The 16,001-nt window shown below is 55.4% G+C and carries 13 protein-coding genes; 6 read left to right on the top strand and 7 right to left on the bottom strand.

Annotation, left to right across the window (positions count from 1 at the left end; genetic code table 11):
- The first annotated feature begins 3 nt into the window (after positions 1–3).
- Positions 4–630 carry a glutathione S-transferase family protein gene (locus ACLJQJ_RS03250; RefSeq protein WP_063809346.1) on the top strand — a complete coding sequence of 209 codons (627 nt, stop codon included), beginning with the start codon at positions 4–6 and terminating at the stop codon, positions 628–630.
- Here ACLJQJ_RS03250 and ACLJQJ_RS03245 read toward each other — a convergent pair.
- A complete protein-coding gene (locus ACLJQJ_RS03245; protein ID WP_063809345.1) occupies positions 627–1,748 on the bottom strand; it encodes a PQQ-dependent sugar dehydrogenase in 1,122 nt (373 codons plus the stop codon). The two genes, ACLJQJ_RS03250 and ACLJQJ_RS03245, sit on opposite strands and share 4 nt — an antisense overlap.
- A gap of 117 nt (positions 1,749–1,865) precedes the next feature.
- The gene (bssR, locus tag ACLJQJ_RS03240) at positions 1,866–2,249 is read right to left on the bottom strand and encodes a biofilm formation regulator BssR (protein ID WP_000259651.1); all 384 of its coding nucleotides are present in this window, start codon (positions 2,247–2,249) and stop codon (positions 1,866–1,868) included.
- 230 nt (positions 2,250–2,479) lie between these two features.
- Between bssR and rimO the strand changes: the two genes are divergently transcribed.
- Positions 2,480–3,805 carry a 30S ribosomal protein S12 methylthiotransferase RimO gene (gene rimO, locus ACLJQJ_RS03235; protein WP_000073314.1) on the top strand — a complete coding sequence of 442 codons (1,326 nt, stop codon included), beginning with the start codon at positions 2,480–2,482 and terminating at the stop codon, positions 3,803–3,805.
- Between the two features lie 90 nt (positions 3,806–3,895).
- Here rimO and gsiD read toward each other — a convergent pair whose 3' ends face one another.
- From gsiD to iaaA, 5 genes are read right to left on the bottom strand one after another with little or no spacing between them, the layout of a single operon-like run.
- Complete coding sequence (gene gsiD / locus ACLJQJ_RS03230; protein ID WP_001236020.1) at positions 3,896–4,807, bottom strand: glutathione ABC transporter permease GsiD; 912 nt, start codon at positions 4,805–4,807, stop codon at positions 3,896–3,898.
- A gap of 2 nt (positions 4,808–4,809) precedes the next feature.
- Entirely contained in the window at positions 4,810–5,730 is a 921-nt protein-coding gene (gene gsiC, locus ACLJQJ_RS03225) for a glutathione ABC transporter permease GsiC (protein ID WP_000936069.1), read from the bottom strand.
- A gap of 60 nt (positions 5,731–5,790) precedes the next feature.
- Entirely contained in the window at positions 5,791–7,329 is a 1,539-nt protein-coding gene (gene gsiB / locus ACLJQJ_RS03220) for a glutathione ABC transporter substrate-binding protein GsiB (protein ID WP_063809344.1), read from the bottom strand.
- A gap of 32 nt (positions 7,330–7,361) precedes the next feature.
- Positions 7,362–9,233 (bottom strand): glutathione ABC transporter ATP-binding protein GsiA, encoded by a 1,872-nt coding sequence (gene gsiA, locus ACLJQJ_RS03215; protein ID WP_001120598.1) that lies wholly within the window; start codon positions 9,231–9,233, stop codon positions 7,362–7,364.
- Positions 9,234–9,243: 10 nt separating this feature from the next.
- A complete protein-coding gene (iaaA, locus tag ACLJQJ_RS03210; RefSeq protein ID WP_063809343.1) occupies positions 9,244–10,185 on the bottom strand; it encodes a beta-aspartyl-peptidase in 942 nt (313 codons plus the stop codon).
- A gap of 203 nt (positions 10,186–10,388) precedes the next feature.
- Here iaaA and moeA point away from each other — a divergent pair, with 203 nt between their 5' ends.
- The 4 genes from moeA to ACLJQJ_RS03190 all read left to right on the top strand — a co-directional run bounded on the left by moeA (position 10,389) and on the right by ACLJQJ_RS03190 (position 15,988).
- Positions 10,389–11,624: a molybdopterin molybdotransferase MoeA gene (gene moeA, locus ACLJQJ_RS03205; protein ID WP_000395792.1), complete on the top strand. Its 1,236-nt coding sequence runs from the start codon at positions 10,389–10,391 to the stop codon at positions 11,622–11,624.
- Positions 11,624–12,373, top strand: a complete 750-nt coding sequence (gene moeB / locus ACLJQJ_RS03200) for a molybdopterin-synthase adenylyltransferase MoeB (protein WP_000829286.1) — start codon at positions 11,624–11,626, stop codon at positions 12,371–12,373. The genes moeA and moeB overlap by 1 nt, the downstream gene beginning before the upstream one ends.
- 277 nt (positions 12,374–12,650) lie before the next feature.
- Positions 12,651–13,550, top strand: coding sequence for a glycyl-radical enzyme activating protein (locus ACLJQJ_RS03195; RefSeq protein WP_000576947.1), 900 nt, complete (start codon positions 12,651–12,653; stop codon positions 13,548–13,550).
- Between the two features lie 5 nt (positions 13,551–13,555).
- Complete coding sequence (locus ACLJQJ_RS03190) at positions 13,556–15,988, top strand: glycyl radical protein (RefSeq protein WP_023258304.1); 2,433 nt, start codon at positions 13,556–13,558, stop codon at positions 15,986–15,988.
- Positions 15,989–16,001 lie beyond the last annotated feature (13 nt).

Genomic DNA, 16,001 nt, shown 5'->3' with positions numbered 1-16,001 from the left:
AATATGATTACGCTGTGGGGCCGGAACAACTCGACTAATGTTAAAAAAGTGTTGTGGACGCTTGAAGAGCTGGAACTGCCATACGATCAAATTCTGGCAGGCGGAAAATACGGCGTTAACCAGGATGCCGACTATCTGGCGATGAATCCTAATGGGCTGGTGCCGCTGCTTAAAGATGATGAAACCGACCTGTTATTGTGGGAATCCAATGCCATTGTCCGCTATCTGGCGGCGCAATACGGCCAGAACCGGCTATGGGTTGATAATCCGGCGCGGCGTGCGGAGGGCGAAAAATGGATGGACTGGGCGAATCAAACGTTGAGCCCGGCGCACCGCGTGATCCTGATGGGACTGGTCAGAACCCCGCCGGAAAAACGCGACCAGGCGGCAATTGAAGCTGGTATCGAAAAGTGTGATGGCCTGTTTGCGCTTCTTGATGACGCTCTGGCCCGCCAGCCGTGGTTCTCCGGAGATAACTTTGGCACCGGCGATATCGCTGTTGCGCCTTTCGTCTATAACCTGCTGAACGTGGGTCTGAAATGGACGCCGCGCCCGAATCTGGAGCGCTGGTATCAGCAGCTTACCGAGCGCCCTGCTTTTCGCAAAGTGGTGATGATCCCGGTGACCTAACGCGTGACTGCAGGACTTACCTTGAGTAACTGCCCGTCGGACTCATCGGTTAACACATATAAGTAGCCGTCAGGTCCGACACGCACATCCCGAATACGCTGCTTTCTGTCACCCAGAATACGGCCTTCTTCCGTCACCGTATTGCCATCGACGCGCATCACAATGACCTCTTTATCTTTTAGCGCGCCGATAAACAGTTTGTGCCGCCACGGCGCAAAAACGTCGCTGGCATAAAAAGCCATCCCGCTGATCGCCGGAGAATCCTTCCAGTAGTAAACCGGTTGCTCCGTTCCCTCGACAATTTCACCTTTGGCTTCCGGCACTTTCAGACCGCTATAGTTGACGCCCCATGTGGCCAGCGGCCAGCCATAATTTTTGCCTTTTTCCGGGATGTTAATTTCATCGCCGCCGCGCGGACCGTGTTCATGCAGCCATAGCGCGCCGCTCCAGGGATTGATGGCCAGCCCCTGCGGATTACGAATACCGTAAGACCAGATTTCCGGACGCGCGCCCGCCTGATGCACAAACGGATTATCCGGCGGAATTTCGCCCTGCCCGGTCAGGCGCACCAGCTTACCCTGTAATTTATCCAAATCCTGCGCGGTAGCGCGCTGGTTATTTTCACCCAGGGCAATAAAAAGAAACCCTTGCGCATCGAATACCATACGTCCGCCAAAATGGTTGCCGGTAGACAGCTTAGGCATCTGGCGAAACACGGTACGAAAATGCTCCAGACGCTGAAGATCGTCGCTCAGCCGTCCAAAACCGACTGCCGTACCGGCGTTTCCTTCGCGGTCAGCTTCAGCATAGCTCAGCCAGACGCGGCGCGACTGGGCAAAGTCAGGCGCCAGCACGACGTCCAGCAAACCTCCCTGCCCGTTTGCCCACACTTTCGGTACGCCAGCCAGCGGATCGGAAAGTCCCCGCCCCGCCTGCCAGTGGCGCAGTTGTCCCCCTTTCAGGGTAATGAGCATCCCACGGTTATCCGGCAAAAAAGCCAGCGACCACGGGTGATCGAGTCGGGTTTGCAGCACCTCAACGTTCACCGGCGCAAGATTGGCGTTCGCCCATGAAGAGAAAAGAGAGAATGAAACTATCGCGAGAAGTATTCGACGCATACCGCCTCCTTCAGGGCTCTGCGTTAAAGCGTAGTCAGCATCGCAAGAGGTCGGTTTATTTTTACAAAACATTAAACGGCGCGGTCCGGTAAAAAGGGGGAGTCGCCTCCCCCTTATTCAGACCTGTGTAAGCGGTGAATGTGCTTTCAGACTCTGAATACTCAGCGTCAAAGTTGTCAGACAGTTTTCAAGTTTATCTGCGTTGACGGCAATAAAGGTCGGACAATCATGGTGTCCGCTCATTAAACAAACGGCGGCGGCCGCAAGCGCGCCTTCGGCACGGCGCAGCGCGTTCCACTCTTCCTGATCGAGATGCAGTCCCTGCCGTAAAGCGTGATCGTGGAGCTCGCGATTCAGTTCAAAAAAATTGTCACGCAGAGTGTCACTTTCGCTGACTGACATATACCCCTTCGCTTTTCGCAATTGCAGATAAGCGGCAAGATCGATACGCGCGTTTATCAGCTTGTTGAGAAGATCGGTTCTCAGTCTGTCAACGACCATACCTTTTTTCCTCCTCTTTTCTACCAGGGTTCAACTTAATAGTATGGTCGTTTTTTAGACAAAGGGGTGTCAGAGATCAAGAATTTTCTTAGAATTGCTCTTTTTCACCTTTTGCTGATAACCACAACGGTTGATGCCGCCGCTCCTGATGAGATTGCGATACAATTTTTGTTCGGATATCTGTAGAATCCCTGCCCTGACCATTCCAATAAATGAACACTTTTTAAGCTATGAGTAATGTAACCCACCAGCCAAAGATCGGCTTCGTTTCCCTGGGCTGTCCGAAAAACCTCGTTGATTCGGAACGCATCCTGACTGAGCTGCGTACCGAAGGCTATGACGTTGTGCCACGCTATGACGATGCGGATATGGTTATCGTTAATACCTGTGGCTTTATTGACAGCGCGGTACAAGAGTCACTGGAAGCCATTGGCGAAGCGCTGAACGAAAACGGTAAGGTAATCGTCACCGGCTGCCTGGGCGCAAAAGAAGATCAGATCCGCGAAGTGCATCCGAAAGTACTGGAAATCACCGGGCCGCATAGCTATGAGCAAGTTCTGCAGCACGTACATCATTACGTACCGAAGCCGAAGCACAATCCATTTTTAAGCCTCGTACCGGAACAGGGTGTAAAACTGACGCCGCGCCATTATGCGTATCTGAAAATTTCTGAAGGCTGTAATCACCGCTGCACGTTCTGCATCATCCCGTCGATGCGCGGGGATCTGGTCAGCCGCCCGATTGGCGACGTATTAAGCGAAGCGAAACGTCTGGTTGATGCCGGGGTCAAAGAGATTCTGGTGATTTCGCAAGATACCTCCGCCTACGGCGTAGATGTGAAGCACCGCACCGGATTCCATAATGGCGAACCGGTGAAAACCAGTATGGTGAGCCTATGCGAGCAGTTATCAAAACTGGGCGTCTGGACACGTCTGCACTACGTCTACCCCTACCCACACGTTGATGATGTGATTCCGCTAATGGCGGAAGGCAAAATCCTGCCTTATCTGGACATTCCGCTGCAACATGCCAGCCCGCGGATTCTTAAACTGATGAAACGTCCCGGTTCCGTTGACCGCCAGCTGGCGCGCATTAAGCAGTGGCGCGAAATCTGCCCGGAACTGACCCTACGCTCCACCTTTATTGTCGGCTTCCCCGGCGAAACGGAAGAAGACTTCCAGATGCTGCTCGACTTCCTGAAAGAAGCGCGCCTCGATCGTGTAGGCTGCTTCAAGTACAGCCCGGTGGAAGGCGCAGGCGCGAATGACCTGCCGGATCAGGTGCCGGAAGAGGTGAAAGAAGAACGCTGGAACCGCTTTATGCAACTGCAACAGCAAATCTCCGCTGAGCGCTTGCAGGAAAAAGTGGGCCGCGAAATTCTGGTGATCGTCGATGAGGTTGACGAAGAAGGCGCTATCGGGCGTAGCATGGCGGATGCGCCGGAAATTGACGGCGCGGTCTATTTGAACGGCGAAACCAACGTCAAGCCGGGCGATATCGTGCGCGTGAAAGTGGAAAACGCCGACGAATATGATTTGTGGGGCAGTCGGGTTTAACGCCACCTCCCCCGGCGCGGGTGCCGGATGTGTTATCCCGCCTGACGAGCCCGTTCCAGGCCCGCCAGGCGTCAACGCCACCGGGCTGGCTTACCCCTTAATCTTCGGGTCCAGCGCATCGCGCAACCCGTCGCCTAACAGGTTAAACGCCAGCACAGTCAGGAAAATCGCCACCGCCGGGAAGAGCGCTACGTGCGGCGCGATGACCATATCCGCCCGCGCTTCATTGAGCATCGCTCCCCACTCCGGCGTTGGCGGCTGCGCGCCTAATCCGAGAAATGACAGGCTTGCCGCGGAAATAATTGACGTACCGATACGCATCGTAAAGAAAACCACAATTGACGAGACCGTTCCCGGCAAGATATGGCTAAACAAAATCGTCGTGTCGCTGGCGCCGATACTGCGGGCAGACTCAATAAACGTCTGCTGTTTTAAGACCAGGGTATTTCCGCGCACCAGACGAGCAAACGCCGGAATAGAGAAAATCGCCACCGCAACGATCACATTAGCAATACCGCTGCCTAACACCGCCACAACGGCAATCGCCAGCAAAATGCCGGGGAAGGCGAACAGCACATCGCAAATGCGCATAATAAAACGATCCCACCAGCCTTCATAATATCCCGCCAGCAATCCCAACACCGTACCAATTATCGCGCCGATAAATACCGCGAACACGCCCGCCGCCAGTGAGATCTGCGCCCCAACGAGAACCCGGCTAAAGATGTCTCTTCCCAGCGAGTCAACGCCAAACCAGTGCTGCAAAGAGGGGCCATTGTTCAGGCTATCGTAGTCAAAATAGTTTTCCGCATCGTAGGGCGTCAGCCAACGGGCAAAAATCGCCACCAGAATTAACGCCAGTACGAATCCCCCGGCGACCAACGCGACATGCTGGCGGCGAAAACGACGCCAGAACTCCCGCCACGGCGTGCGTATCTGGTCGGGTTTTATCACCGGCATTGCATGTAAAATCGCCTGACGGCGCCAGTTAAATAATCGCATCCTTACTTATACCTGATAGCCGGATTAATGGCGGCATAGAGAACATCCACCACTAAGTTGATAAGAATAAATTCCAGAGAAAACAGCAGCACTTCTGCCTGAATCACGGGGTAGTCGCGCATGTCGACGGAGTCGACCAGTAATCGCCCAAGCCCCGGCCAGTTAAACACTTTTTCAACGACGATCGAGCCGCCAAGCAAAAAGCCAAATTGCAGTCCCATCATGGTGACGACCGGGATCATTGCATTGCGCAGGCCATGTTTTAACACCACCCACGTTTCACTGACGCCTTTCGCCCGCGCGGTCCTCATGTAATCCTCGCTCAGGACATCGACAAACGAGGAGCGCGTAAAACGCGCCATGACTGATGCCACCGCCGCACCAAGCGTCAGGGAGGGTAAAATATAATGTTGCCAGCTATCCGCCCCCACGGTCGGTAGCCAGCCCAGATCCACGGAAAAAATCTGCATTAACAACATTCCCAGCGCAAAAGCCGGGAAAGAAATGCCGGTCACGGCAAGCGTCATTCCTACCCGGTCAGGCCAGCGATTACGCCACACGGCGGCGGCGATGCCGATCGCCATGCCAAACAGCACCGCCCATATCATACTGGTTATCGTCAGCCACAGCGTCGGCAAAAAGCGGCTGGCGATCTCCTCAGAAACCGGGCGGCGGGAAACCATTGACGTCCCGAAATCGCCTTGTAAAACATGAGTGATGTAACGCCAAAACTGGACATGAAGCGGCTGATCAAGTCCCAGCTGCTGACGAACCAGCGCGATCACCTGCGCGTCGGCTTCCGGTCCGGCTATCAGCCGCGCCGGGTCGCCGGGCAACAAATGAACAAATAAAAACACCAGCACTGCCACAATCAACAGCGTAGGAATTAATCCCAGCAGGCGCTTGAGAACATAGTTAAGCATCACACGAACCTTTTACCGGATGGCGGACAACGCGCGCGCCATCCAGCCCCATCGCATTACTTACTTCAAATCCGCATCGTCAAAGCTGAAACCGGTATCCGGCATAATCCAGAAACCGGTCAAATTTTTACTGTGCGCAGAAACCAATTTCTCCACCACCAACGGTATCCAGGGCGACTCTTTCCAGATAATATCCTGCGCCTCTTTGTACAATCGTGTTTTCTCCTGCGGATCGTTGGTTTTTAAGGCCGCCGCTAAATCGCTGTCGACCTGCTTGTTGCTGTAAAAAGCGGTATTAAACTGCGTCGGCGGCCAGTTTTGTGATGCGAAGAGCGGCGATAACGCCCAGTCAGCTTCGCCCGTCGACGCCGACCAGCCGGTATAGAACATTCGCACGCCGCTCTCTTTTTGCCCTTTGCCCTCGACTTCCGCGGCGCGCTGGCCGGCGTCCATCGCGGTTATCCGGGCTTTAATGCCAATCTGCGCCAGTTGCTGTTGGGTAAACTGCAACACTTTTTGCGCGGTGCTATGGTTGTGCGATGACCACAGCGTGGTACTGAAACCGTCTGGATACCCCGCCTCTTTCAACAGTTCGCGCGCTTTAGCCGGATCATAGGGCCACGGCTGATAGCTTTGCGCATAGGCTATCGACGGCGGCACCACGCCCGTCGCCGGCGTGGCGTATCCGGCAAACGCCACTTTAACCAGCGCCTGACGATTGATAGCGTAATTCAACGCCTCACGCACCTTAGGATTATCAAACGGCTTCTGCGTCACATTCATACTGATATAACGCTGCATAATGGACGGGCTGGCGACCAGTTCGAGGTTTTTATTTTTCGCCAGTAACGCGGCCTGCTCATAAGGGATAGGAAAAGCAAATTGCGCTTCGCCGGTTTGCAGCATCGCCGCGCGGGTATTGTTGTCAGTAACCGGACGCCAGGTAATAGAATCCAGCTTGGGTAAGCCCTGCTGCCAGTAACCGGCGAACTTTTTCACTTTGACAAAGTCGGTCTGATTCCAGGTTTCAAGCTGATATGGACCAGTGCCGACCGGATGAAAACCAATATCCTTGCCATATTTTTCCAGCGCTTGCGGCGAGATCATCGCCGTCGACGGGTGCGCCAGAATATTAATGAAAGCGGAGAACGGCTGTTTCAGGGTAATTTTTACCGTTGCCGGGTCGACAACCTCCGTTTTTGCGATATTTTTATACAGGTTATAACGCTTGAGGTGGTTATCCGGATTGCTGGCGCGATCGAGATTCGCTTTCACCGCCGCCGCATCAAAATCCGCGCCGTCCTGAAATTTCACCCCCTGCCGTAGGGTAATGGTGTAGGTCAGACCGTCATCAGAAACGGTATAGCCTTCCGCCAGGACGTTTTTTACCTTCATGTCTTTATCCAGGCCAAACAGCCCCTGATAAAATGACTTCGCCACCGCCTGCGAGAGTGTATCGTTGGCGTCATACGGATCGAGCGTGGTGAAATTAGACCCTACCGCCACCACCACATCTTTGGCCGCCAGGGCCGGAAAAGCCGCAATGGATGAGGCCAGTCCCAGCGCCGCCAGCCATTTATGCGTAATAAATTGCGTCATGTTGTTCTCCTGAAACCCTGCCTGTCTGAATGTTATAAGCGCGAGAGCGCATTATCCTGCAGCGGCCGCGCAACATAATGTCCCGGCCCGACCAACTGTAATGAAACGGCGGGCGTCTCTTCGCCACGTTTATGAATATTGCTGGGTATATCATCTGATAGCAGAACGCGCCGCGGCCGGTGTCTGGAGGGATCGGCAACCGGCACCGCCGCCATCAATTTACGCGTATAAGGATGCTGCGGATTTTCAAAAACGGCGCGCCGCGGCCCCATCTCAACAATTTGACCAAGATACATCACCGCTACGCGATGGCTAATTCGCTCCACGACCGCCATATCATGCGAAATAAACAGGTAGGCGATCCCCATTTCCCGTTGTAAATCGAGCAGTAAATTAATGATCTGCCCGCGAACGGAAACATCCAGCGCGGAGACCGCCTCATCAGCAATAATCACTTTAGGATTCAATGCCAGCGCGCGAGCAATGCAGATGCGCTGACGTTGACCACCGGAAAACTCATGCGGATAACGCCAGGCATGTTCAGGACGTAATCCGACACGCTCAAGCAACCAGGCCACGCGCTTTGCCGCAGCGTCCCCCTGCCCCAGGCCATGAATCCGTAAAGGTTCCATAATGGAATACCCCACGGTCTGGCGCGGGTCGAGCGAGGCGTAAGGGTCCTGGAAAATACACTGAATATCGCGGCGCAACGGCTGGAGTTTACCCGCAGACAGCGTGTCAATGCGCTGGCCGTTAAAGATAATCTCCCCCTGCCGGGATTCAACCAACCGCAGCAGCGCGCGTCCGGTCGTCGATTTTCCGCTACCGGACTCGCCCACCAGCGATAGCGTTTCGCCGGGCCAGAGATCGAAACTGATATTCTCAACGGCATGAACTTCACGCGTAACGCGGTTAAAGAGACCGCTACGCAGCGGGAATCGCGTCACCAGCCCCCGAACCTGGAGAATAGGCTCGCCTTCCACCACCGTGTCTTGCTCAATCTGCGATTCATAAAGGGCCGGTTCGTCAGCGGAAATCAACGGGAAACGGCGTGGCAGCGAGTGGCCGCGCATCGCGCCAAGCTGAGGGACGGCCGCCAGTAACGTTTGGGTATAAGGATGCGTCGGCGCATGGAAAATCTGCTCTACGCTGCCGGTTTCCACGGCCTCGCCCTGATACATCACCAGCACGCGATCGGCGATATCCGCCACGACGCCCATGTCGTGGGTGATAAAAATCACGCCCATCGACATCTCTTGCTGCAACACTTTGATAAGTTGCAGAATTTGCGCCTGGATAGTGACATCCAGCGCCGTGGTGGGTTCATCGGCAATCAATACCGCCGGACGACAGGATAGCGCCATCGCGATCATGACTCGCTGGCGCATCCCGCCGGAAAGCTGATGCGGATAACGCGATAAAATCGCCTGCGACTCCGGGATCCGTACCTGATCGAGCATACGTTTCGCTTCCGCCAGCGCCTCTTCGTGGCTGGCCCCCTGATGCAAACGAATAGATTCGGCAATTTGCTCGCCAACGGTAAATACCGGGTTGAGCGAGGTCATTGGCTCCTGGAAAATCATGGCGATATCCGCGCCGCGCACACGCCGCATCTGCGCGTCACTCTGCTCAGACAGCTCAATCACCTGGCGATTACGCCGACGCAACAGCATTTCGCCGCAGCGCACGTTCGCGCCCGACTGCTCAATCAGCCGCATTAACGCCAGCGCCGTCACCGATTTTCCCGATCCCGACTCGCCGACAATCGCCAGAGTCTCTCCACGCTTCAGGCGTAATGACACATTACGCACGGCGTCTACCTGTTGCCCTTCGTGGTGAAACGCGATATTCAGGCCACTGACGGACAGAACATCGCGGCTATCCAGTTCATCGCTGTGCGGCACCTGCGGCTCCTTATTCCCGGTAAATTCCTGTGGTAGGCGTATCCCCGGCATATCCCCAGGCGCGATACATCCCTTCGCTGTTAAACGGCAACGCGACATTACCTTCGTGATCAACGGCGATTAATCCACCGCTGCCGCCCAGCGCCGGTAATTTTTCCATCACCACGCGCTCACAGGCGTCGGCAAGGCTGAGTCCGCCATATTCCATCAATGCGGCGATATCGTAAGCCGCGAGCGTGCGAATAAAGACCTCTCCCGTTCCGGTACAGGAAACGGCGACGCTGGCGTTGTTGGCATAACACCCGGCGCCGACCAGCGGGCTGTCGCCGACGCGCCCGGGCAATTTATTGGTCATCCCGCCGGTAGACGTTGCCGCCGCCAGATTGCCGAATTTATCCCGCGCCACCGCGCCGACTGTACCCATTTTTTTCGTTTCGTCCAGCGGCGCGCCGCTGTGATCGAGCGCCATTTCGCCCGCCGCACGCGCCGCCAGTAATTGCTTGTAACGCGCCGGGGTGGAAAAGATATCCGGCGAAACGCGCGCCATCCCCTGTGAAAAGGCAAAGTTTTCCGCCCCTTCCCCCACCATGAGTACATGCGGGCTGCGCTCCATCACCAGTCTGGCGGCGAGCACAGGATGGCGAACATGACTCACGCCCGCGACGGCTCCGGCTTTCAGGGTATTGCCGTCCATCACGCAGGCATCCAGTTCATGAGTCCCGTCTCGGGTATAGACCGCGCCGATACCCGCATTGAAGAGCGGACACGCTTCCAGCAGGCGCACCGCTTCCGTCACTACATCAAGCGCGCTGTCACCCGCTTCCAGCATCTTTTGCCCGCTTTCGACAATCTCTGACAGCGCCTGGATATAGCGTAGCTCCTGCTCATGGCTCATTTGCGCGCGAGCAATCGCGCCTGCGCCGCCGTGAATCGCAATCACTGCTTTATTCATTTTTAGGGTCCATTAACGGTGGCACACAACTTTTACTATAACTATCAGAATTGTTGTGAGTTATTCATTCGATTTTTGAATATAGAAAGATGCGTAAGGTATGTAAAGGCGCAAGGCCGTCTCTAAGACCGAGGTAGCATACTGCCCACCACTGTTTTCTGACATAATAGCCGGATTCGATTTTGCCTCGCAGGAGTATGTTCATGGAATTTTCCGCCGGATTAATGCCGCTTGAAACGGCGCTGACCCAGATGCTTTCACGTATTACCCCGCTCACCGCCGTAGAAACGTTGCCGCTGGTGAACTGCTTTGGCCGCATCCTGGCGACCGATATCGTATCTCCCCTTGATGTCCCCGGCTTTGATAATTCAGCTATGGATGGTTATGCGGTACGCGTGGCGGATTTGTCCGCCGATAAGCCGCTGCCCGTCGCCGGCAAAGCATTTGCCGGTCAGCCCTACCAGGGAGAGTGGCCTGCGGGAACCTGCATTCGCATTATGACCGGCGCCCCGGTACCGGCAGGTTGCGAGGCGGTAGTCATGCAAGAGCAGACGGAACAAACCGATGACGGCGTGCGTTTTACCGCCGATGTTCGTTGCGGACAAAACATCCGCCGCCGCGGCGAGGATATTCGCCAGGATGCGGTGGTCTTTCCGGCCGGTACGCGCCTGACTACTGCCGAACTGCCAGTGCTGGCGTCGCTGGGAATTGCCGATGCGCAGGTTGTACGTAAAGTGCGCGTAGCGCTGTTCTCGACCGGCGACGAGCTCCAGCTTCCGGGCCAGCCGCTGGAGGCGGGACAAATTTATGACACTAACCGTCTAACTATACATTTGATGCTGCAACAGCTTGGCTGCGAAGTGATCAATTTAGGCATTATTCCTGACGATCCCGGTAAGCTTCGCGCCGCGTTTATCGACGCCGACAGCCAGGCCGATGTAGTGATAAGCTCCGGCGGCGTCTCGGTTGGTGAAGCGGACTATACCAAAACCATCCTTGAGGAGCTGGGCGAAATCGCCTTCTGGAAGCTGGCTATCAAGCCAGGCAAACCGTTTGCCTTCGGCAAACTCAGTAATAGCTGGTTCTGTGGCCTGCCGGGGAATCCAGTCTCTGCGGCGCTCACTTTTTATCAACTGGTTCAGCCCTTACTGGCGAAGCTTGGCGGCAATACGGCAAGCGCTGTACCGCCGCGCCAGCGTGTACGCACAACATCTCGTCTGAAGAAAACGCCAGGGCGTCTCGATTTCCAGCGCGGCATCCTGCAACGTAGCGCCAACGGCGAACTGGAGGTCACGACCACCGGACACCAGGGTTCACATATTTTTAGCTCGTTTAGTCTGGGCAACTGCTTTATTGTGCTGGAGCGTGAACGCGGCAATGTTGAGCCGGGAGAATGGGTGGAAGTCGAGCCGTTTAATGCTCTGTTCGGAGGCCTGTAATGGCGGAACTTAGCGACCAGGAGATGCTGCGCTATAACCGACAAATTATTCTGCGCGGCTTCGATTTTGAAGGGCAGGAAGCGTTAAAAGAGGCGCGGGTATTAGTGGTCGGGCTGGGCGGACTCGGCTGCGCGGCAACGCAGTATCTGGCCGGCGCTGGCGTCGGGCAACTGACGCTACTCGATTTTGATACCGTTTCCGTTTCCAATCTCCAGCGTCAAACCTTGCACAGCGACGCCACGGTCGGGCAGCCAAAGGTTGAGTCCGCCCGCGACGCGCTGGCGCGAATCAACCCGCATATTACCATTACGCCCGTTAACGCGCGGCTGGACGACGACGCTATGACCAGCCTGATTGCCGGGCATTCGCTGGTACTGGACTGTACCGATAACGTTAGCGTACGTAATCAACTTAACGCCGGGTGCTATACCGCGAAAGTGCCGCTAATCTCCGGCGCGGCAATTCGTATGGAAGGACAAGTTACCGTCTTTACGTATCGGGAAAACGAACCCTGTTACCGCTGCCTGAGCCGTCTGTTTGGCGAAAACGCTCTGACCTGCGTAGAGGCAGGGGTGATGGCGCCGCTGATTGGCGTGATCGGTTCGCTACAGGCAATGGAGGCCATTAAGCTGCTGGCGCATTACGGTCAGCCCGCTAGCGGAAAAATCGTCATGTACGATGCGATGACCTGTCAGTTCCGCGAAATGAAGTTGATGCGCAACCCCGGCTGTGAAGTCTGCGGACAGTAGCCACTTTACGGATAAACATACCAAAGCACGGTTTATGGCCGTGCTGTATCAACAGATAATTACTGTCATCAGACGCAAAGCCAGCTTACCCAAGCTCCGACTGACGATCGGCTCAAGCAGCGCGGCATCATCTTAAACGCCATACCACAACCTCAAACCGTGATGTTGTACCTCATTTAACGCCTCTTTGTCAGAACCTCTCCATTCGTTGACGCACATCAAGACAACTTTCATTCGAAAGTAATTTAATCTTTATATGAAATAAGAGAGGCCGTTTATGATCTTCAATATTCAGCGCTATTCTACCCACGATGGCCCCGGTATCCGTACCGTAGTATTTCTCAAAGGCTGTTCGTTGGGCTGTCGCTGGTGCCAGAACCCGGAAAGCCGCGCCCGCGCTCAGGATCTGTTATACGACGCGCGGCTGTGTCTCGAAGGATGCGACCTGTGCGCGCAAGCCGCGCCGGACGTCATTGAGCGCGCGCTAAACGGCCTGCTCATCCATCGCGAGAAACTGACCGACGCCCATTTTTCCATCCTGGCGCATTGCTGCCCCACACAAGCGTTAACCGTGTGCGGCGAAATAAAAAGCGTGGATGAGATCATGGCGACGGTACTGCGCGATAAACCTTTTTACGATCGCAGCGGTGGCGGTCTTACGCTTTCCGGCGGCGAACCGTTTATGCAGCCGGAACTGGCGGCAGAGCTGTTTAAAGCCAGCCATGACGCCGGTATTCATACAGCGGTTGAGACCTGTCTGCATGTTCCATGGAAATACATTGCGCCCTCACTGCCTTATATCGATCTGTTTCTGGCTGATTTGAAGCATGTCGCCGACGGGCCGTTTAAGCAGTGGACCGATGGCAGCGCCTCGCGGGTGCTGGAAAATCTCAGGAAACTCGCCGCCGCGGGCAAAAAAATGGTGATTCGCGTCCCGCTGATTCAGGGATTTAATGCCGATGAGGAGGCCATTAAAGCCATTACCGACTTTGCCGCCGACGAACTGCACGTCGGGGAAATTCATTTTCTGCCCTACCACACGCTGGGCATCAATAAATACCACTTACTCAGTCAACCCTATCATGCCCCGGATAAACCACTGGATGCGCCGGCGTTACTTGATTTTGCCCAGAAGTACGCCTGCCAAAAAGGTTTAACCGCGACCCTACGAGGATAATTATCATGACCCAACTGAAACTGGACACGCTCAGTGACCGCATTAAGGCGCACAAAACCGCGCTGGTACATATCGTGAAACCGCCGGTCTGTACCGAGCGCGCGCAGCATTATACCGAAATGTACCAGCAGCATCTGGATAAACCGATTCCGGTACGCCGCGCGCTGGCGCTGGCCCATCACCTGGCGGAACGCACTATCTGGATAAAACACGATGAACTGATCGTCGGCAACCAGGCAAGTGAAGTCCGCGCCGCGCCGATTTTCCCGGAATATACCGTCTCGTGGATTGAAAAAGAGATCGACGACCTGGCGGACCGGCCCGGCGCAGGTTTTTCCGTAAGTGAAGAAAACAAACGTATTCTGCACGACGTCTGTCCGTGGTGGCGCGGTCAAACCGTCCAGGATCGCTGCTACGGCATGTTTACCGATGAACAAAAAGGGCTTCTGGCGACTGGCATTATCAAAGCCGAAGGCAATATGACCTCCGGTGACGCGCACCTGGCGGTGAACTTCCCGCTGCTGCTGGAAAAAGGGCTTGATGGCCTGCGCGATAAAGTCGCCGAGCGCCGCTCACGCATCAACCTGACCGTGCTGGAAGATCTGCATGGCGAGCAGTTCCTGAAGGCGATTGATATTGTGCTGGACGCGGTAAGCCAGCATATCACGCGCTTTGCCGCGCTGGCGCGCCAGATGGCGGGCGAAGAGTCCCGTGAAAGCCGTCGTAAAGAGCTACTTACCATCGCCGAAAACTGCGAGGTGATCGCCCACCAACCGCCGCAGACCTTCTGGCAAGCACTGCAATTGTGCTACTTCATCCAGCTGATTCTACAAATTGAGTCTAACGGTCACTCGGTGTCATTTGGTCGTATGGACCAGTATCTTTACCCCTATTATCGTCGCGATGTCGAACTAAACCAGACGCTGGATCGTGAGCACGCCATTGAACTGCTGCACAGCTGCTGGCTGAAACTGCTGGAAGTAAACAAGATCCGCTCCGGTTCGCACTCTAAAGCTTCCGCGGGCAGCCCGCTGTATCAAAACGTCACCATTGGCGGTCAGAATCTCATCAACGGTCAGCCAGTGGACGCAGTGAATCCGCTGTCTTACGCCATTCTGGAGTCCTGCGGACGTTTGCGTTCTACCCAGCCCAACCTCAGTGTGCGTTATCACGCCGGAATGAGTAACGATTTCCTTGACGCCTGCGTCCAGGTCATCCGCTGCGGCTTTGGGATGCCGGCGTTTAACAATGATGAAATCGTCATCCCGGAATTTATCAAGTTGGGGATCGAACCACAGGACGCTTACGATTACGCGGCGATCGGCTGTATCGAAACCGCCGTCGGCGGGAAATGGGGTTATCGCTGCACCGGCATGAGCTTTATTAACTTCGCCCGCGTCATGCTGGCGGCGCTGGAAGGCGGTCGCGACGCCACCAGCGGCAAGGTATTTCTGCCGCAGGAAAAGGCGCTCTCCGCAGGCAACTTTAACAATTTTGACGAAGTGATGGCCGCCTGGGATACCCAAATTCGCTACTACACGCGCAAATCGATCGAAATTGAGTATGTGGTCGACACCATGCTGGAAGAGAACGTCCACGATATTCTCTGCTCAGCGCTGGTAGACGACTGTATTGAACGCGCGAAGAGTATCAAGCAAGGCGGCGCTAAATATGACTGGGTATCCGGTCTTCAGGTCGGTATCGCCAACCTGGGCAACAGCCTCGCCGCCGTGAAAAAACTGGTCTTCGAACAGGGCGTTATCGGTCAACAGCAGCTTGCCGCCGCGCTGGCCGATGACTTTGACGGGCTGACCCATGAGCAGCTGCGCCAGCGTCTGATTAACGGCGCGCCGAAGTACGGTAACGACGATGATACCGTCGATACGCTGCTGGCGCGCGCTTATCAGACCTATATTGATGAGCTGAAGCAATATCATAACCCGCGCTACGGTCGTGGCCCTGTCGGCGGCAACTATTACGCCGGTACGTCCTCTATCTCAGCAAACGTGCCATTTGGCGCCGCGACTATGGCAACCCCGGATGGCCGCAAAGCGCATACGCCGCTGGCGGAAGGCGCAAGCCCTGCATCAGGTACGGATCATCTCGGCCCGACGGCGGTGATTGGTTCCGTAGGCAAATTACCTACCGGTTCCATTCTCGGCGGCGTGCTGCTCAACCAGAAACTGAACCCAACGACGCTGGAAAACGAATCCGACAAACAGAAACTGATGGTTCTGCTACGGACGTTCTTTGAGGTGCATAAAGGCTGGCATATTCAGTACAACATCGTGTCACGCGAAACGCTGCTGGATGCGAAAAAACATCCGGACCAGTACCGCGATCTGGTCGTGCGTGTGGCAGGCTACTCCGCCTTCTTCACCGCGCTGTCGCCGGATGCGCAGGACGATATCATCGCCCGTACCGAACATATGCTGTAATTTACCCTGGCGC

The organism is Salmonella sp. SAL04202, assembly GCF_046550775.1.
Taxonomy (GTDB): Bacteria; Pseudomonadota; Gammaproteobacteria; order Enterobacterales; family Enterobacteriaceae; genus Salmonella; species Salmonella enterica.
The sequence above is the reverse complement of the archived record's forward strand: the minus strand, read 5'-3'. Positions and strand labels throughout refer to the sequence as shown.